The 18244-nt window shown below is 60.1% G+C and carries 13 protein-coding genes; 5 read left to right on the forward strand and 8 right to left on the reverse strand.

Translation table 11 applies throughout. From position 1 onward, the window contains the following. Positions 1-297: 297 nt before the first annotated feature. The 6 genes from RAH40_RS02070 to RAH40_RS02090 all read right to left on the reverse strand — a co-directional run bounded on the left by RAH40_RS02070 (position 298) and on the right by RAH40_RS02090 (position 8570). Positions 298-531: a BrnA antitoxin family protein gene (locus tag RAH40_RS02070; protein ID WP_306600403.1), complete on the reverse strand. Its 234-nt coding sequence runs from the start codon at positions 529-531 to the stop codon at positions 298-300. Then, a complete protein-coding gene (locus RAH40_RS23000; protein ID WP_373432543.1) occupies positions 528-827 on the reverse strand; it encodes a BrnT family toxin in 300 nt (99 codons plus the stop codon). Before RAH40_RS23000 ends, RAH40_RS02070 begins: the two co-directional genes overlap by 4 nt. Positions 828-1235: 408 nt before the next feature. Next, positions 1236-2636, reverse strand: coding sequence for an IS701 family transposase (locus RAH40_RS02075; protein WP_306600404.1), 1401 nt, complete (start codon positions 2634-2636; stop codon positions 1236-1238). Between the two features lie 2063 nt (positions 2637-4699). Next, positions 4700-5242 carry a hypothetical protein gene (locus RAH40_RS02080; RefSeq protein ID WP_306600405.1) on the reverse strand — a complete coding sequence of 181 codons (543 nt, stop codon included), beginning with the start codon at positions 5240-5242 and terminating at the stop codon, positions 4700-4702. 799 nt (positions 5243-6041) lie between these two features. Then, positions 6042-6533, reverse strand: a complete 492-nt coding sequence (locus tag RAH40_RS02085; protein WP_306600406.1) for a hypothetical protein — start codon at positions 6531-6533, stop codon at positions 6042-6044. A gap of 1587 nt (positions 6534-8120) precedes the next feature. Next, on the reverse strand, positions 8121-8570 hold the full coding sequence (locus RAH40_RS02090; protein WP_306600407.1) for a hypothetical protein: 450 nt from the start codon (positions 8568-8570) through the stop codon (positions 8121-8123). Positions 8571-9054: 484 nt separating this feature from the next. On the opposite strand from RAH40_RS02090, the gene RAH40_RS02095 reads away from it, so the two are divergent. Genes RAH40_RS02095 through RAH40_RS02105 form a run of 3 tightly spaced genes read left to right on the forward strand, consistent with a single transcriptional unit; the run spans position 9055 to position 11016 of the window. Beyond that, positions 9055-9735: a transposase gene (locus tag RAH40_RS02095; protein ID WP_306600409.1), complete on the forward strand. Its 681-nt coding sequence runs from the start codon at positions 9055-9057 to the stop codon at positions 9733-9735. 28 nt (positions 9736-9763) lie between these two features. Beyond that, positions 9764-10033 carry a transposase gene (locus RAH40_RS02100; protein WP_306598849.1) on the forward strand — a complete coding sequence of 90 codons (270 nt, stop codon included), beginning with the start codon at positions 9764-9766 and terminating at the stop codon, positions 10031-10033. After that, on the forward strand, positions 10027-11016 hold the full coding sequence (locus RAH40_RS02105; protein WP_306598848.1) for an IS3 family transposase: 990 nt from the start codon (positions 10027-10029) through the stop codon (positions 11014-11016). The genes RAH40_RS02100 and RAH40_RS02105 overlap by 7 nt, the downstream gene beginning before the upstream one ends. Before the next feature lie 1497 nt (positions 11017-12513). On the opposite strand, the gene RAH40_RS02110 is transcribed toward RAH40_RS02105, so the two are convergent. Both RAH40_RS02110 and RAH40_RS02115 read right to left on the reverse strand, forming a co-directional pair. Continuing rightward, the gene (locus tag RAH40_RS02110) at positions 12514-12972 is read right to left on the reverse strand and encodes a hypothetical protein (RefSeq protein ID WP_306600410.1); all 459 of its coding nucleotides are present in this window, start codon (positions 12970-12972) and stop codon (positions 12514-12516) included. Between the two features lie 405 nt (positions 12973-13377). Continuing rightward, positions 13378-14649 carry an NAD(P)/FAD-dependent oxidoreductase gene (locus RAH40_RS02115; protein ID WP_306600411.1) on the reverse strand — a complete coding sequence of 424 codons (1272 nt, stop codon included), beginning with the start codon at positions 14647-14649 and terminating at the stop codon, positions 13378-13380. Between the two features lie 774 nt (positions 14650-15423). Here RAH40_RS02115 and RAH40_RS02120 point away from each other — a divergent pair. Together RAH40_RS02120 and RAH40_RS02125 are read left to right on the forward strand one after the other, a co-directional pair. Beyond that, a complete protein-coding gene (locus tag RAH40_RS02120) occupies positions 15424-15900 on the forward strand; it encodes a (2Fe-2S)-binding protein (protein ID WP_306600413.1) in 477 nt (158 codons plus the stop codon). Beyond that, positions 15897-17993 carry a xanthine dehydrogenase family protein molybdopterin-binding subunit gene (locus RAH40_RS02125; protein ID WP_306600414.1) on the forward strand — a complete coding sequence of 699 codons (2097 nt, stop codon included), beginning with the start codon at positions 15897-15899 and terminating at the stop codon, positions 17991-17993. Before RAH40_RS02120 ends, RAH40_RS02125 begins: the two co-directional genes overlap by 4 nt. The last annotated feature ends 251 nt before the right edge of the window (positions 17994-18244 follow it).

Raw genomic sequence — 18244 nt, forward strand, 5'->3', positions numbered from 1 at the left:
CATTTGTAATTGTCGTCGGGTCTGCTTTTACCACCCGTGCCCATGGCGATGCCAGGGAAGAACAGGTAAGCCAGCGGCTCCGCCGCGGCCCTGGCGATGGGGAATTGTAATTGTCGTTGGGCCGGAATTTACCTCATCTGAAATTCGACCGAGGGCACACGATTGCCTCACGTAATGACCCGACCGAAATTCCAAGTCCAAGCGCCCAAGAACTTGGTAAGCCGGCTGCTACGCAGCGGCCCCTCGATGGGGAATTGTAATTGTCGTCGATGGGGAATTGGCGTTGACGTCGGGCAACTAAGCGGGTTTGGCGCTTTTCGGCGCTTCCCAAGTTAGCCTCAAATGCTTTTTCGAGGCAGCACATTCTCGGAGATAGAGGTTGATCAGAGTCTGGTAAGGAATGGCCATTTCGGTGGACAGAGCTTTGAAATACTCCAGCGTCGATTCATCAACACGCAAAGTGATTTGGCGCTTAAGCATCCTGGAGTAGGGATTTGGGCGGGCGTTGGAGAAATCGTAATGCTGTCTCATGAAGTAAACCTCCGTAGGTAGTCTTGACGCTCCTGGCGGTCGGCCTTCCGGGCTGAAATAATCCGGATGAGACCTTCTTTGGCTCGATAGCAGTGGCAGACGAGGAGTATCCGGAGCGACGAACTTAGGCCAAGGAGGATGAACCTGTCTTCCTCCTCCGAGTGGTCGGGGTCATCGATCAACAGAGCATTTTCATCAAGGAAGGAGGTCGAAGCCTCGTCAAATGAGACTTTATGCCTCCTGATGTTGAGGGTGTTTTTCCCTGGATCCCATTCGAACTGCAAGTCGACGGCCATACACTACATTGTAGTGCATTCCTGATAACGCGCCATGGGATGCCTAACGCCAAAGTTGAGTCGGCCCCAACCTGGCGGCGCGAACGGGGGAGAGGGAGGATTGGATGGATGCTACCTCAAAGGGAGAAGGTCAGGTTTGGGTCCGACCTAAACGCTGGGTTAGTTTGACTGGGTGGGCCGGCTCCCCCGGCGACCACAGGGAGGATTGAAAGAAGGGCTTGGCCGTCGGTCATCATTGATGCCCGTCCATTAGCGTGGCCATTGGGTGCTAGGGCCCGGCGGTTCCTGGGTTCGCCCTTGGATGGGCCCGCCAGGGCACGCTGACACCAGGGCTTTAGCCTAGGCTGAGCTTCGTCCCTCCCCACGCCCGGGCTTGCCTACCCGGCTTTTGCTTCGGCACAACCTGTCCTACCGCAGCAGGGGCACCGGGTCATCCCGACGATGAGAGCCTGGGCGATGAGGATTTGAAGGGTCTCCAGGGAGCTCGGCACATGGCGATCCACGCGGGCGGGGAGAGGCTGCCCAGGGATGACTTCTGGAGAGGGCAAATTGGATTCGTTGGAGGGCCTCCCAGATCGTAGGGGGGAAAAGCCGAGCTTCCTCGGCGGTCAGGAACGCGTAGGCCGCGATGGCCAGGCTGAAGTGATGGTGGAATCCCCTCCAGGTCCTTCCCTCGAAATGGTCAAGCCCGAGTTGGTCTTTCAGAACCTGATAGTCCCTCTCGATACGCCAGCGCAACTTGGCCATCCGGATCAGTTCCTGTAACGGGGTTGTGGCGGGCAAGGTTGATAACCAGTAGTGGGTGGGTTCGGCCTCCCCCTTGGGCCACTCGATCAGAAGCCACTCCAGAGACGGGACTCTGGTTTGTCGTTGCGTCCGGTGTGCGCTGCGGACCCTGAGAATGGTGAACCGCGAGGTCAGGGGCCCCTTGGATCCCTCCTCCCACCAGGTGATCTCCTTCCAGGTTTCCGGGCGCCTGGACAAAGCTATTTCCTTCACCGTCTTGGGCGGGTGGTCCGGGTCCACCTGCAGCCGGTGGGACCTGGCACCCCTGGCTGGCTTGGGCTTGGGAGGCAGAGGCCTGGTTCCGGGAGCCCAGACCGTGGTGTTGGATTGGATGCCGGCCACGTAGGTCATACCCAGCCTCGTCAACCCCTCGCAGAACTCCGAGGCGTTCCCGTAGCCGGCATCCGCCAGCACAGGAGCAGGAGCCATACCCTCCTTGCGGAGCCCCTCGATCATTCCCAGAGCCATTTCCCACTTGGTCTGGAACCGGATTTCCTCCGGGACGCCTACCTTCTTCCTTGCGACAGCATCCTTCGCCCAGGATTCAGGAAGGTAGAGGCGGAAAGCGCACGGAAGGCTTGTTTCCTGGTTGGCGACGGATACGCTCACAGCATCCTGGCAATTGTCCTGCTTCCCCTTTAACCCGCAATACTGCCGGGCGACTCCTACCGAATGCTTGCCACTCTTGGGGAAGGCGGTGTCATCAACGATCCAGGCTTCCATGGGACCCGTCCGAAGTAGGATAGGCAGGGCGTATTCCCGAACGCCCCGGAGAAGGGCTTCGTGGCTCCATTTGGAATCGGTGATGAATTGCTGGACGGCTTCGCGACTTGCTTGGGCATGCCCCGGATCCATCCGAACCGCAATCGGTTCCATGCTCTTTCGGCCGTTCGGAATCAGGAGGCCCCGGCAATACCCCAGAAGAACCTCATCCCGCCCACACCAATCAGCGCGGTGTAACTCATTGGCAAGCCTGTCGATATATTCCTTGAACCGATCGCTGAAGCCTTCTGCCTGGACCATGGCACACCTCTCCTTTAGAGCTGTGCGCCTCCGGGGAGAACGGTTGCAATGGACTTGGCGCTCGAAGGCCTGAGCATGCGGGCCTATACCGGGACGGCAGGGATGGAGCCGGCCCGCCCAGTCAAATTAGGACCGGCGCGCCCATATTGCCTCGTTGGGACGGCGCGGTGGGAGGGGCGTTCCGGAAGCGCTCGGAGGAGAAGGGCGCTCATTGCCCATCGGGCTGCGGCTTGCCCTGGTGATGTAGCTCTGGGCTTTTCAGTTTCTGAGGCCGGCGCGGAGAAACCAGCCTACCGTGGCCTTCGGGGGAGCCGCTGCAGGACGCGGCGCACTGCTGGGCCCTGGGTTTCTTCGCGCACCATGCCCTAACGGCAGCATTGGCGGGTACGGCCCCAAACGCGCGATAGCGGAAGAGATAATGCTTGTGCTGGTTTACCAAATATTGGGGCAGCACGAGGGCCGTGCCCGGGGTGGAATGCCCGGGTAGGCAAGATGGAACTGCTCTTCACTGAAACCCGCGGCGCGATTGATTCGGGGAGTATTGCAACCTCGAAAAGGCTTTCGCTGTCAACTTCAGTGCGCGTGGATTACCGGAGGGCGCTTTCGAGCTGTTTAAGAAGTTCCTGGCAAAGAGCAGGATCCAGGATCTCGCGGCCGTTAACACGATTGGTTTCGGTCACAATGATTCGGACGCGAGTCGAACCGGAACCTTCTCCCTGAAAGAATAGGGTTCCTTCCATGGTCAAAGATAACCTGCCGCCGAGGCCAGTCGAAACATCCCAGGTTCGGAAAATGTTCACTTGGCCCACCTCCTGATTTACGGACCGTACCTGGTAGCCCATGCCCATGAGTACCCCTACAACCTTCGGAAACACCTGGTCCCTACCAATAGGCATCACACGAACCAAGTTGCTGCTGGTCGCCTCCGATGGGACTGGTGGTAGTTGCGGTGCAACACAGCCCAAGGATCCGGTCAGAATGGCCAAGGTAGGGAGAAAGATGAAGAATCCCGTTTGGGGCATGATTCGTCCTTCCGAGAGATGATCTATCTGGTAGGAATTAAATGCTCAGATATATCCTATAGACCTTCCGGATCAACCTGAGTTGAATCGGTCGTTGCGAAATATTCCCAGCTACAGGTAGGTGCCAGACCAAAGGATGGCAGAGGATTCCGTTTACCGGATTATCTGTCGCGCCGCCTCTTTGTGCTTTTCGGTGGGTCGGCGCCCGGCTTGGGCCTAATGCACGAGTTGACCGTCCACAGCTAGGCGGCGCGAACGGTGGAGGAGGGAGATTGAAGACGCGGAAAAAACGGTTAGATCCTCTTCTGGCTGTGGTCCGGGGTCGAACACGGGGTTGGGCACGGCGCGAAATATATACCTCGAATTCGCGCCGCTATAGGATGAGAGGGAAAATGACTGGAAGAGCTAAGCGCGGGGCCTTCGCTTTCCATTCAAATGGGGAGGCGGGTCTGGATGATGGGACAGGTATATTAGTAATTTTTTGCAACATGCATCGAATGTCCTCTGTTCTTGCTCTGAGTAACTTTCTCCGAGCAACGGACCGCCATAGTAATCAATCGAATCCATAAGGATGTCGCGACCTGTTCTCAGGCCTGGGAATGGACGACCGCTCTGATCCCATACTATTTCGCCTCCGAGCAACCATAGGCTTCCGAAGTAGCGACGGAGAGTGGTCTCGGAACGCCCCTCCTCAAAAAGGCTTTCAAGGAAAGGCTGCATGGCATCACGGATTGCGGTAGCAAGCGGAAGGTCTTCCTCCGTCTTTGCCCAAGCTCCCGGCCACTCGAGAGTGGTTTCGAGGAAACGTAAATTCATATGGATTCGATTTTTCGTTGGCATAGATTTGATTATATTCGGGGCTGCCTAACGGCCGAGCTGACCGGACTCAAAGTGGCGGCGCGGTCGGCGGGGAGGGTCGGTGGGGTCTGAGGAACGACGGTGGGATGATGGCACTTTGAGGTCCGGGGTCGAGCGCGGGGTTAGGCAGATGGACGTTGGTTGATGATGCCCGGGTTCGCGACGCGCTGGGATACGGGTGGACTACTTATGATAGCTCGCAATCATCGTTGTGAAGAGTGGCAGCGATGCTTCGTAGCCCTTCTTGGAACGAGAACTGAGGGTGAACAACAAGTAGAATTCGCCCTCTTCACTGTACGCAACAGATTCCCAATTTCCTGACCCAGATGGGGCAAAGGTGAACACTATTGCCTGCTTGGCATCTCCATCCTTGATGGCCGGGCCTGATTGAACAATCAGGTTTGGGTCACGTTGCCTGAACGCAACCACATCATTTTCAATCAGGGCCTGAAGAGTTTTCACGTCAGGGATTCCCGGTTTGAAAGCAGCTTTGGCATAGATCACGGTTTCAGCGTTGGAAAACGTGCATCCGATAGGGATGAACATCTTAACGGCGGTTTGATGGGAGACGGCCTGGTCAAACACGAATCCCGGAGGGGGGTTTACCTTTGGCCACCACAAGAGATTCAAACCATCCTGGGATGGAATCGCGATCTTCTCGATCTCCCCTCGACAAATCGTCGAGCTGAGTAAAAGGAGAAGGCTGAAAGTGAGGCTCCTTTTCATGGGATTCCTAACGCCGAAGTTGAGTCGGCCCCAACCTGGCGGCGCGAACGGGAGAGAAGGAGGATTGGAAAGACGATACCACCAAGGGGAGAAGTGCAGGTTGGGGTCCGACCTCAACGCTGGGTTAGGACCGGCGCGCCAATATTACCTCGTTGGGACGGCGCGAGGGGCAGAGGGGTTCAGATACTGCGTTCGGAGGGGAAGTACCCTAGCCATTTGATTTCAGACGCGGACACCTCGAGGATCGACACTCGGGCTAGCTCTACCCATGGGGCTTGGGCTGAGTCGTATTCCACGATCTCATAGCGCCGACCGCAAGTTACCCAGTTAGAACATGGTGCACGATTGGGCGAAACATCCCAAGGGATGGCTTGGAGTCGTCTGAGTTCGGCAATGGCAAGTTCGTATGAGGCAAAATCACCAAGCATTTCAGCATGGATTTCGTCCTCAATTACGAATAGGGTGGGCTTCTCGTTCATAGTGTCTTGGAGTGCCTAGCGGCCCAGTTGACCGGCCTCAAAGTAGCGGTGAGGTCGGCAGGGAAGGTGGAAGGGGTTAGAGGAATGATGGTGGGGTGGATGCACTTTGAGGTCCGGGGTCGAGCGCGGGCTTAGCGCCATAATCGAACCGCTGGCCGAAAATCGCCCCGAAGAAACACTGCGGGACAGCCTGTATGATTCGATCTTCATTTCACGAATGCGCTTGTAAGTTACTTCATATCAATACATGAGAATGTGTTTCTTAAGAGGCCGACGAGCGTTTGTTGATTCGGCGGAAGGCCGCGGTGCAGTAGGACTACTTAATCAAAGCCAAATACCAAACGTTCAAAAGCTTCGCAACCAGCCTTAACGAATATGAATTCACGAAAAACGTCGAGAACCGAACCCCATTCGTGGAATTTTTCGAAGTCATTTTCGGTGAAACGCAATTTGAAACAACATTCGTTTCGCTTTACCACTTCAGAGGCCAGGTAGAGAACTGGTTTCCAATCGTCATCCGATGCTGGAGATGAGAACCCGCTGGGCTGACGGATGGATGCAAGGAGGTAACTAAATTCCTTGTGAGAAATTAGCTCGAAATCAGAGTGCGAAATCGCTGCCCTTAAGAATGGGCCATGGATGTCTACTAAGGAGTCACGCTTCGGACCCACAAAGCTGGTTCCAAATTCGTCGCTTTGAATGTAGTGGGCAATGACCTCTTCTGGACTGTGGGAAGGAGGTACGGGGAGGCAATCGTGGTCGCACCAACCGTAATGCCAGAGAGGTAGAATTTTTCGAACCTGACCTGTCATGGGTGCCTTGGGTAGAGTTGTTGCGGCATGGGAGAGACCCGACGCTTGTTCATGGTGCCTTAAGATGCCTAACGCCGAAGTTGAGTCGGCCCCAACCTGGCGGCGCGAAGGGAGGAGAAGGAGGATTGGAAAGATGTTACCTCAAAGGAAGAAGGTCCGGTTGGGGTCCGGCCTCAACGCTGGGTTAGGACCGGGGCATCAATCATGTCGCACTGGGGCGGCGCTTCTAAGACGAACCCGAGACTGCTTCAGGTCAAAGCGTCGGATGGGTTCTTCTCAATGGAAGGAACTGGTCTCTGTACTTGTCTAGGATGTAAATTGCGTAGCAATTGCAAATGCCAAGGATGATCCCCAAGGAAAAATAGGGCCAAAGAGGTACCGGGGGATGGTAGGGGCGGTCAAAATTGGAATAGGGGCTGAGCGCCATGAAGTGGATTGTGAAAAATAGGATCCCATGAACTACTAAGGCAGCAACTTGTGCGATTTTCTTCATGTGCCATAGACCTAATGCGAGGGGAAGCCAGAAGAAAATACCGAGTAGTCCATTGAACCAGTGGCCTTGGAACCCGAAACGGATATTGATAATTCCCCACGCCATGAAAAGAAACGCGTCGAAAATTAATACGACCCGGAGTCTTGGATGGGTGGTTTTCGGGAGGAGCATAGGGATGCTTAACACTGAGACTCTGCAATCTTGGGATGCCTAACGCCGAAGTTGAGTCGGCCCCAACCTGGCGGCGCGAACAGGGGAGAAGGGAGATTGGAAAGACGATACCACCAAGGGGAGAAGCGCATGTTGGGGTCCGACCTCGAACGCTGGGTTTGGACCGGCGCGTGAATATTACCTCGTTGGGACGGCGCGGTGGGATGGGCGTTCAGTTGAAACGCTCGGAGGAGAAGGGCGCTGATCGCCCACCGGGTTGCGGCTTGCCCTGGTGATGAAGCTCTGGGCTTCTCGCCCACCGCGGCCGACGCGGTGAGACCCGCCTACCGTGGTCATCGGGGGAGTCGCCTCATACCGCAGCGCAATGCTGGGCCCCGCGGGCTGTTCCTAATCTCACTCGATATAGTAAGGAACTGGTTTCGGGGCATTCTTCTTTACGAAATCCTGGAAATCGGGTCGGCCTCTTTTGGTGACTAAGATCTGGCCACCTGTGATCTTGACCCAGGTTGAACCAGAGTGTGTGTTCCCAGCCTCAACAGCCTTTCCGGACAAAATCAGACCATCCATCTGCGAAATGGTGATTTCCTGTTCATTGGTCGATGTGGCTACTAGCGGAACCGCAGAAGGAGGGGATGCCTTGCAAGCAACGAAGCCAGCAGTGATGAGAAGGATGTGGATCTTTGAGATCATGGCGGCCTAGATTCGTTTGGGGGGGCAATCGAGAAAGCGAGGATTGCGGCCTTGAGATGCCTAACGGCCCGGCTGATCGGACTCAAAGTGGCGGCGCGGTTCGGCGGGGTTGGTGGATGGGGTTCGAGAAATGACGGTGGGATGAAGGCACTTTGAGGTCCGGGGTCGAGCGTGGGGCTAGGCAGACGGATGTTTGAGGATGTCACCGCATTATGCGGCGCGATGGCCGAAATTTAAGGCCATTCGAAGCCCTCGCCGAGCATTCGGAGACTACCTGTGGAGTGGTACATCTCCGACAAAACCCGATTGGCAAGGCCCTCAAGGTCGGAGCCCTGCACATCAATCAGGGGGCAGCCGTTTGCAGCCTTGATTTCAGTGTGGGCATAGCCATGCTTGTCGAGGAATTCGATGAACCTGCCTTTGTCTTCGATGTTCTTTGGGCAAAGTAGGCACCAGTTGAATTCGAATTGGCCATTATTGACTGCGTAGTCCAGGGCTAGGCCATCGTTTTCGTCAGAGATTAACTGGGCCCAGGCCAAGGGCCCAGGGCTTGAACGAAGCTTGGTGATAAGGGTCGGGATCTCAGACGAAGAGATTTGCCATTCCTTGGCTGTACGGTATTTCAGGAACAGGAAAAGGCCCACCAGGGCCGCCGCGATGCATAGGATAAGCGTCAGGTTCATAGGAGGCCTTTGCCTAGTGCGTTGAGATGCCTTACGCCGAAGTTGAGTCGGCCACAACCTGGCGGCGCGAACGGGGGGAGAAGGATGATTGGAAAGACGATACCACCAAGGGGAGAAGTGCAGGTTGGGGCCAGACCTCGAGACATCATGTATTGGCCCGGCGAATTTGAAGGGATCGATTCTCCAGGTTACTCCGGGGGCTCTGCCCCCGGGCCCCCGGGGTTTATCGCCTGACGCCCAGAAACTGGGGCATCACTGAAAAAGGGGGCCGGGAAGCTCCCGGCCCATCAGTTTCCGGGCCCGGGCCGGCGCTCAGGTCGCATCCCTGCGGAGCCTTGTCTTCCGCCCGGCTGAACGAAGGGTGAGTCCCTCGCGGTGGGTTCGCAAGAGAGGAAAAGGGCCTGCCCGTCCGCAGCGTTCGTGGATTAAGCTCGGGTCGCTTTTCAACCAACCGGCTCAGAGCCGTAAATGAGGAGGGCAGGCGATGGAAGTCTACTGCAAATTCGTCGGGTTGGATGTCCACAAAGCAACGATCGCCGCTGCTGTGGCGGAAGGTGCGGGCGGAGTGCCCTGCTATCTGGGGGAGATCCCAAACACCCCGGAAGCGGTGGCCCAGTTGGTCCGGAAGCTGAAGAAGGACCACGCCCCGCTCCGGTTCTGCTACGAGGCCGGTCCGTGCGGGTTCGGGCTATACAGGCAGTTGCGCAGCCTGGGCCAGGAGTGCCAGGTGGTGGCGCCGTCGCTGATCCCGAAAAAGCCCGGCTGCCGGATCAAGAACGACCGCCGGGACAGCCTGTCGCTTGCGGATTTGTTTCGCTCCGGCCACTTGACCGCAGTCTGGGTGCCGGGCGAACCCCAGGAAGCGCTGCGCGACCTGACCCGGGCCCGGGAGGACCTGATGCGCGTGCATAAGCAAGCCAAGCAGCGGTTGCTGGGCTTCTTGCTGCGCCACGGCAAGCGCTATCCGGAAAAGAGCCACTGGACCCAGGCGCACTTCCGTTGGCTGGAGACGATCAAGTTCGACCGCCCTGTGCAGCAGATCGTGTTCCAGGAATACGTGGACCTGGTCCTGGCCATGGGGGTCCGGGTCAAGGCCCTGGACACCCAGATCCTGGCGGCCGAGCCCTGGCCTTTCCCCAAATCTGAGTACCAAATGAAACGTTAGGGCTCATCCTGAACGAGGAGAACCCTGAATGCGCAAGCCCAAGCTCACCGACGAGCAGATCGTCGCCCTTCTGCGTGAGGCAGAACGAGGCGAAAACACCATCACCGAGCTTTGCAAAAAGGCCGGCGTCTCCGAGGTGACCTTCTACCGGTGGCGGAACAAGTTCTCCGGGAACACCGTGCAGGACGTCCGGAAGCTCAAGCAGTTGGAGAAGGACAACGCTCGCCTCCTGCGGCTCCTTGGGCAGCGGGACGTCGAGATCGACGCCATGAAGGAACTGCTCGCAAAAAAATGGTGAGCGCTCCTCAGAAACGCGAGGGGGTAAGGCTCTTGAAGGCTGAAGGGATTTCGGAGCGCAGGATCGCTGTGCTTCTGGGCATCACAAGGACTGGGCAGCGCTACCAAGCCCGGCCCAAGCCCCAGGACCACCAGGCTGACCTGATCAAGGCCCTGAGCGCCGAACACCCTCGCTACGGGCAGAACCGCGTCTGGGCCCTGCTCCGGCGCAGCGGCGTCGTCATCAACATCAAAGCCGTGAACCGCATCTGGCAGAAGTACGGCCTTCAGGTTTCTCGGCGGCCAAGGCGGAAGAAAATCAGGACCGGGGACAGCGTTCCTCGGAAGGCCGAGTTCATCAACCATGTCTGGACCTACGACTTCGTCTTCGACTGGTCGTTCAATGGCGTCTCCTTGAAGTTCCTGACCTTGGAAGACGAGTTCACTCGGGAGTCGCTGGCCATCGAGGTTGGGCACACCTTCAATTCCCTTCAGGTCCGTGGCGTGCTGGCCCGGGTCTTCCAGGAGCGCGGCGTACCCAAGTTCTTGCGCAGCGACAACGGCTCAGAGTTCATCGCCATCGACCTGAAATTATGGATCGGGGACCTGGGCATCGACACTCACCTCATCGACCCCGGCAAGCCCTGGCAGAACGGCTACGCCGAGAGCTTCAACGCCAGGTTCCGGGACGAATGCCTTAACCAGGAAACCTTCCACGGCGTGCGGGAGGCCGCCGTCATCATCAAGGCCTTCAGCAAGCGATACAACGAGTGCCACCCGCATTCCAGCCTCGGATTCTATACGCCCAGGGAGTTTGCCCGGCTTTCCAAGTCGGGGGCTCTGCCCCCGGACCCCCGGGATTTACCGCCTTGGGGCCTACCCGCGGTCAGCAAGAGGACCGCACGCGGCCCCCTTGCTCCTGCAGTGCAGGCCCCTGGGATGGCGCTCGAGTCGGATCCCTCCGGCGCTCTATCCTCCACCCAGGCAGCGGAGAAGGTATCATGAACCCGACCAAGCCTGCGGCTTGGCGGTCTTTTTGCCCCCAATTTAACCGAGGACTAACCTTCCACTTGGTTCTCAATTTGGGGAAAGGCCAGAGTCGGCCCCAACCTGGCGGCGCGAACGGGGGAGAAGGGGGATTGGAAAGACGATACCACCAAGGGGAGAAGTGCAGGTTGGGGTCCGACCTCGAACGCTGGGTTAGGACCGGCGCGCGGATATTTCCTCGTTGGAACGGCGCGGTGGGATGACCGACCCAGCGGGGGCCGAAACTATATGCAGAGACGATGAAATTGTATTAATAGGGCGAAGGACCTAGGCGCTGGCGCTGGGTCAGAGTTGAGCGGAGGGTAAGGGCTACCAGCGTTTCCACCAAGGTTTTGCCGGTGAGGGCTGAGGCAACTTTTGGGGTTGAGTGAGCAACTGTTTGGCCCATTCTATGGCGGAAGAACTGGCTACTGGTTGCCCTTCCTCGGGGTCGAGTAAAGTTCCACTGCAAATAGAACAGAGCACTGCGGCAGCTGTGACGGATGATAGGAATTCGATAAGGTCAGCGTGGGTTACAAGGCGAACGCAGACTGGATCATTCATGCTGAGGGCAAAACCTATGATTTCTTCTCTGGTTGGGGCGGAAAGAAACAGCTCAAATCCAGTAGGGCTGGCCTCGAATGTGGCGGGAAGAAACCCCGAGTGGGTTTCAAATTGGAATTCGGAGCTGATTTCAGTTGGGAACCCTGAATGTGAGATGGCCTCCGCCCATTGTTTTGGTGACGGCAAATTCAATCGCTCTAGGAAGACTGGAATCTCGACTGACATGGGGAGCCCTAACGCCGAAGTTGAGTCGGCCCCAACCTGGCGGCGCGAACGGGGGAGAAGGAGGATTGGATAGATGCTACCTCAAAGGGAGGAGGTCAGGTTGGGGTCCGACCTCGAACGCTGTGTTAGGCCCGGCGCGTGAATATTTCCTCGTTGAGACGGCGCTTCCCTGGCTAGGGAATTCACTATAAATGGAGTGGACTGTCTAACGAAGAGGTGGTTTTGGACTTCTTCGAAGCCATCGAATTGAGAAGTATGGAAAGACGAGGCCTGCGGCAATGAGCCAAGTCGGGAACCTCTCTGCGAAGAAGGCGCCGGAATAGTACAGACCCCAGTTAGTCGTTGCTTGGATTGGGTGGAAGAGCAGATAGATGCCCATGCCTAACAGTGCCGGACTTGAGATAAGCCCGATCCAGGACCACCTGTCACGGAGGCGGACAGCGTCTGAATTATGCTCAAGGATCTTCCGGTAGAGTTCGGGGTCCATCTGGGTGATGCCTAACGCCGAAGTTGAGTCGGCCCCAACCTGGCGGCGCGAACGGGGGAGAAGGAGGATTGGAAAGACGATACCACCAAGGGGAGAAGGTCAGGTTGGGGTCCGACCTCGAACGCTGGGTTAGGACCGGCGCGTGAATATTACCTCGTTGGGACGGCGCGAGGCGCACTGCAACAGGGGTTTGGTTGGGCCTAAATGGCTTCAATGCCATAGGAAAGCCCACGGCTGCGCATTCTGTACCGGATTGTTGCGGAGCCAAGCATATGCCCCCGTGAATCGAATACGGAAAAGGCAAGCGGTTCGCCTTTGGCTTCACGGACGAGGAAGGAGAAATGGAAATTGGGTTGCACTGCGATGAGGTGTGGACCACTAAGCATTCCGGGTTCTCCATGAGCGGTCTTCACCTCAAGGAAAACGACAGGCTCAGGATTCACAGGGGTGGAAATAACCACCTTGAAGCCATTCCCGCGGAATTCGGCCTCGATTGGTAAGTTGCCCTTTGCAAACGCAAATCCCTTGCGGTTTTCTGCTTCCCCACTCCTTTTTGTGACCGTCAAGGCGGAGGTTTCTTGAATCCATACGTGCTTCCTGGAATCGGCATACGGAGCGCAAGAACCAACGATGAGGATGCTGGCTACAAGAAGAGCCAATCGGACCTTCGAGGTTCGTTGGTTGGCCATATGATGCCTAACGCTAATTAGCCCAACTTCAAAATGTAGGCCAAGGTTGACCTAATCTGGGCGAAGGATGCATAGAGCTTGAATTGCTTTGGATTCTACCTCGAGCCTCGGCTTCGGAGTACCAATTTTGGTCGGATAGGAGTTATCCACTCCCTTTGGCGCGAGGAACAGGCAACCGGTACCGGCTTCCAGGCCGGGAAGGGTTTTTGATGATTCCCCCTTTGCCCGATCCGCCCGAATTCCATTGTAGGTCCTTCGCTTCATCGATCGGGCCGTACGCCGAAACCTCCAGGCTTCCGCCACCTGGATCAGGGCCAACAGGGATGCCTGACCCAACGGGGTCTCCGTAAGGAGCGCAACCGGGGTTGGGGAGGGTCAGGGTCTGGATGGGACGGTCCGTTGGCCGGACCGGGGGAGCAGTACCCGCTCGAATTCGTGCTTCGCCCGGTTCGCGCAGTCCTCGATCGAGAGACCGGAAAGGTAGTTGCCCAGGAGCATCAGGCCTGTGCCCTCAAGGCTGAGGTCCAAGGCCTCGACCCATGCTTCGTGTCCCAGGCGGATGGCGGGCATGGCGTGGTCCCGGCGGAAATGGCCTTCCACGGACGCACGGGTGCACCCCATGGCTCCGCAGGCATAGTCCAGCATCGCATCCTCGGAATCCTCCATCCGGGAGGCATCGAAATGGAAGGTCCAGGCACGCTTGCCGGGGACAGGGAAGGTGTCGGCTGAAACGGCGGAAAAGCATGGGCTCCCGGGGAAGATGAGGCCGGTCAGTCTGGGCAGGTGGGCCAACGGCGCGCCGAACACCACGCCCAGGGACCTGACGGTGCGGGTCTCGATCCGGCCGAGCCATTCGGCAGTATCCGGGAAGGAAGGTGACAGGAGGGCCCGGGCGGCATCCGCAGGCACCGCCAAGGCCACATGGCCGGCCTGGATGACGCTTCCGGACCTCAGGCGGACCGCGAAGCCCTCCCCGGACCGCTCCACCGCCACGGCTTCCTGACCCGTGGCGCACGTGATCCCGGGTTGGGCCGCCAGGGTCCGGGCCGCGCCGCCCAGGCCGCCGCGAAGGGCGAAACTCCGGAGCACGTCCTTTCGCCGGGAGGGCCGGGGCTTGAACAGGGCGTCCGCGGGGAAGGCTTCCGTTTCCTGGGAGGCCACGGCGTTGAGCATGGGGTGCATGACCTTGGACCAGTTCCCCTTGCCGAGGATCCGGGAATAGTAGGAGGCGGCGGTCTGGCCGGCCTTTTTCTCCCCCAGGAGCAGCCGGGGCAGACAGAGGGCCGCCTCCAGAACATTCAGGCAGGAGGGGATCGAACGAAGGGAGCCATCGGCCATGATCCTGAAACCGAGGCTCTTGCGTGACACGGTCCGGTCCAGGAGGTCGGTGCCGGCCACGAGGTCAAGGAAGCCGGCATACGAGTTGTAGCAGGTGTGGGCGCCGAGTTCGAGCCAGCCCCCGGGGGCGTCGTCCGGGCCGATCGGCACCGTGGCAAGGCAGCCGCCGGGCTGCTTTTCCTTTTCCAGGACCAGGGCCTGCATGCTCAGGCGGGAGGACGCCAACTGCGCGAGAGCCAGGCCGCTGATGCCGCCCCCCACGACGCAGAGGTCGAACCGGTCACCATTCTGGGGGCAAGCTTCATTCATCGATTCACCATGGCAATTCAAAGGGTTGTGCGGGGCTTCGGCCGCTGTGGCCGAATCCTTCCAAATGCGTTCGGACCTTCATCCTATCGTCTCCCATCCAATGCAAGCGTTGAAGGTGATCGCAAAGGGAAAGCCCCAGGAACGCGTGGTTCCTGGGCCGCTCTCGTCATGACGATCGAACGGCGTTCTTTTTGCGATGGCTTCTCAACTTGATGCGGCCTGCCCCCCACTTCCGAGGGTCATTCCAGGATGCTCACCAGCCTTGCCGGCTCTTGATTGGCCTTCGCCCTTTTGGGAAGTTAGGTTCATCGCCTTGACCCCGATCGGCGGTGCTCACGTTCGCATTGGCGGGGATGCACCCATGCCCCGACAGGACCCGAGTCCTGCAGGGCCGAGGGATTCGTCGTGAGTTCCGTTTGCGCATGGGTCGGGACGTTCCTCTCCATCCGTTCGCTCAAGGGCTTGAAGCCCGGGGCGATGCCGGCTCCGCCCGCTCGGGGTCACGGGCCCTGGGAAACCACCCACCACCGATCGCTCCCTCATCCAGCACGGATTCGTTGAACCGCCATCCGCATGAATGGGAAAGAATTTCGGAGGACTGGGCAAGTCCAGGGCCGGGAAAGGGTTCAAGCTGGATTCAGTCATCGATGCCTGTCGAGCGGCCCGACTGGAGGGAGTCGGGTGGTTTCAATCCTCCCTCCTCGGCACTGATCCTGGGTTTCAAGAATATAATGTGGCATCCCTGCGCCATGCCCCGCTCCTGGAGGATTCCCGATGAACGCCACCGTCTCGTTCAGGCTCAACGGCAAACCTGTCACCGTCACGAGCCCCCCGGACCGCATGCTCGTGTGGGTGCTGCGGGACGAACTGGGGCTCACCGGCACCAAGGTGGGCTGCGAGGCGGGTCTCTGCGGGGCCTGCACCGTGCTCGTGGACTTCGAGGCGGTTCCTTCCTGCTCCACCGAGGTGGGGGACGTGGCCGGGAAGTCGGTGCTCACCATCGAGGGCCTGGCGAAGGACGGCGCCCTGGATCCGGTCCAGAAGGCCTTCCAGGACCACCACGCCTTCCAGTGCGGCTACTGCACGTCCGGCATGATCCTGGCGGCCTGGGCCTTCCTGAAGAAGAAGCCCAGGGCGACCCGGGCCGAGATCGTGGAGGCCATGGAGGGCAACATCTGCCGCTGCGGGGCCCACGTGAGGATCCTCGATGCCGTCGAATCGGCCGGCAAGGCCATGGGAGGTGTGCGATGAAAAGGCGGACCTTCCTCCAGGGCGCGGCCGTAGGCACCCTCACGCTCTTCTTCAAGGGCGCCGCCGGCGCCGCGCCCATCGAGCCCACGCGCCCGGGCGCCTACCCCGAGGACTTCAACGCCTACCTGAAGATCTCCGCCGACGGCCGCGTGGGCTGCTTCGTGGGGAAGGCGGAGCTGGGGCAGGGCGTCATGACCGTCCTGGCCATGCTCGTCGCCGAGGAACTGGAGCTGGATCCGGCCCAGGTGGACATGCTCCTGGGCGACACGGACCTCTGCCCCTGGGACCTGCCCACCGGCGGCTCCCTCACCATGTGGCACACCGCCCCCGTCATCCGGGGCGCCGCCGCGGAGGCGCGGGCGGTGCTCCTGGGCATGGCGTCCAAGGCCCTGGGCGTGCCGGTCGCGGCCCTGGCGCTGAAGGACGGCGCCATCTGGGTGAAGGCCGACCCCAAACGCCGCACCACGTTCGGGGCCCTCGTCCAGGGGCGGAAGATGGAACGGAACCTGGGCAAGGTCAAGCCCAAGTCCCTCTCCCAGTGCACCGTGATCGGCCGCCGCGTCCCCCGCAAGGACGCCCTTCCCAAGATCACAGGCGCCGCCAAGTACGCCGGCGACCTTCGGCTTCCGGGGACGCTCCACGCCTGCGTGCTCCGGCCCCCCGCCCATGGCCTCACCCTGGCCTCCGCCGACACCGCGGCCGCGGAGCGGATCGCGGGCGTGCGCATCGTGCGGGACGGCGCCCTCCTGGCCGTGCTCCATCCACAGCCCGACACCGCCCGAAAGGCCCTTGCCCTGGTGAAGGGCACCTTCGAGGGCACGGAACCCGATGTGGACGACGTCCGGATCTACCAGCACCTGGTGGACAAGGCCGCCACCGGCCAGCGTGTCATGCTCTCCCGCGGCGACCTTGCCGGCGGAGAGAAGCGGGCCGCCACGGTCGTCGAAGGGGAATACCGCAACGCCTACGAAAGCCACGCCACCCTAGAGCCCCACACCTCCGTGGCCAGGTGGGAGGGCGGACGCATGACGGTATGGGCCTCCACCCAGTCCCCCTTCGTCATCCGGGAGGAGGTGGCCAAGGCCATCAAGCTGGGCGAGGACAAGGTCCGCATCATCTCCCAGTTCGTGGGGGGCGGGTTCGGCGGCAAGCTGGTGGGCCCCGGGGCCGCCGAGGCTGCCCGCATCGCCCTCAAGGTTCCCGGCGTCCCCGTCCAGCTGGCCTGGAACCGGGAGGAGGACTTCTTCATGGACACCTTCCGTCCCGCCGCCGTGGTGAAGATCCGTTCCGGCCTGGATGCGGGGCGCGGGGCCGTCACCTTCTGGGACAACATCGTGGCCGGCGTCTCCCAGGGCGAGGCCGAGTTCCCCTATGACATGCAGACGACGCGGTTCCAGGCTCCGGCCGTTCCGGGCCTGCATCCCCTGCGCGTCGGCGCCTGGCGGGCCCCCAATGCCCATACCAACGCCTTCGCGAGGGAAAGCCAGCTGGACGCGCTGGCCTCCAAGGCGGGGGTGGACCCCGTGACCCTGCGCCGCCGTCTGGTGACCGATGCCCGGCTCCTGCGCCTCATCGACCTGGCGCTGGAATCCTTCGGCTGGGAACCTGCGCCCGGCCCCACCGGCCGAGGCATCGGGCTGGCCTGCGGCGCCTGGCGGCAGGCCCTGGTCGTGGCCGTGGCCCAGGTGGCCGTGGACAAGGCCACGGGCAAGGTCCGCGTGGAGCGCTTCCTGGAGGCCGTCGACGTGGGCCTGGTGGTGAACCCCGACGGGGCCCGCCAGCAGGTGGAGGGCGCGATCACCATGTGCATCGGGCAGGCCCTCAGCGAGGAGATCCGCTTCAAGGGCGGCCGGATCCTGGACAAGAACTTCGACACCTACCTCCTGCCCCGGTTCTCCGCCATCCCGCCCATCCAGGTCGTGTTCGCGGAGAACGCCGGCATGGCCACCCAGGGCATCGGCGAACCTCCCGTGGTGCCGGTGGCCGCGGCCCTGGCCAACGCCGTGTTCGACGCCACCGGTGCCCGGGTGACCCACGTGCCGTTCACGCCCGCGCGGGTCCTCGAGGCCCTGGCGCGGGTGCCAGGGAAATAGGCGCGCACGCAAACCTCCATTCGGAGGACATGTCCCTTTTCTCGCCCACGGGAAGCGGCTTGAGCCTCCCGCCCCCATGACGAAGCACTCCGGATCGCGTTGGATGACACCCTTCCGATCCGGATGCGGGTTGAAGACCGGGAGACGACTGTCGATCCGGAACCGGGCGCCACGGTGGTTGCCCTCGCGCCATCCCGCCACCCTTTCCGTACGTGTGTTCAGGATTCCGTTCGTCTGGCACTGGGTGGGTC

It is taken from the genome of Geothrix sp. 21YS21S-2 (assembly GCF_030846775.1).
In the GTDB taxonomy this organism is placed as follows: domain Bacteria; phylum Acidobacteriota; class Holophagae; order Holophagales; family Holophagaceae; genus Mesoterricola.

Coding starts and splice junctions, on each gene's coding strand:
- RAH40_RS23000 (WP_373432543.1), bottom strand. CDS start 827: ATGGCCGTCGACTTGCAGTTCGAATGGGATCCAGGGAAAAACACCCTC.
- RAH40_RS02105 (WP_306598848.1), top strand. CDS start 10,027: ATGGTGAGCGCTCCTCAGAAACGCGAGGGGGTAAGGCTCTTGAAGGCT.
- RAH40_RS02120 (WP_306600413.1), top strand. CDS start 15,424: ATGAACGCCACCGTCTCGTTCAGGCTCAACGGCAAACCTGTCACCGTC.
- RAH40_RS02095 (WP_306600409.1), top strand. CDS start 9,055: ATGGAAGTCTACTGCAAATTCGTCGGGTTGGATGTCCACAAAGCAACG.
- RAH40_RS02125 (WP_306600414.1), top strand. CDS start 15,897: ATGAAAAGGCGGACCTTCCTCCAGGGCGCGGCCGTAGGCACCCTCACG.
- RAH40_RS02090 (WP_306600407.1), bottom strand. CDS start 8,570: ATGAACCTGACGCTTATCCTATGCATCGCGGCGGCCCTGGTGGGCCTT.
- RAH40_RS02075 (WP_306600404.1), bottom strand. CDS start 2,636: ATGGTCCAGGCAGAAGGCTTCAGCGATCGGTTCAAGGAATATATCGAC.
- RAH40_RS02085 (WP_306600406.1), bottom strand. CDS start 6,533: ATGACAGGTCAGGTTCGAAAAATTCTACCTCTCTGGCATTACGGTTGG.
- RAH40_RS02115 (WP_306600411.1), bottom strand. CDS start 14,649: ATGAATGAAGCTTGCCCCCAGAATGGTGACCGGTTCGACCTCTGCGTC.
- RAH40_RS02100 (WP_306598849.1), top strand. CDS start 9,764: ATGCGCAAGCCCAAGCTCACCGACGAGCAGATCGTCGCCCTTCTGCGT.
- RAH40_RS02070 (WP_306600403.1), bottom strand. CDS start 531: ATGAGACAGCATTACGATTTCTCCAACGCCCGCCCAAATCCCTACTCC.
- RAH40_RS02080 (WP_306600405.1), bottom strand. CDS start 5,242: ATGAAAAGGAGCCTCACTTTCAGCCTTCTCCTTTTACTCAGCTCGACG.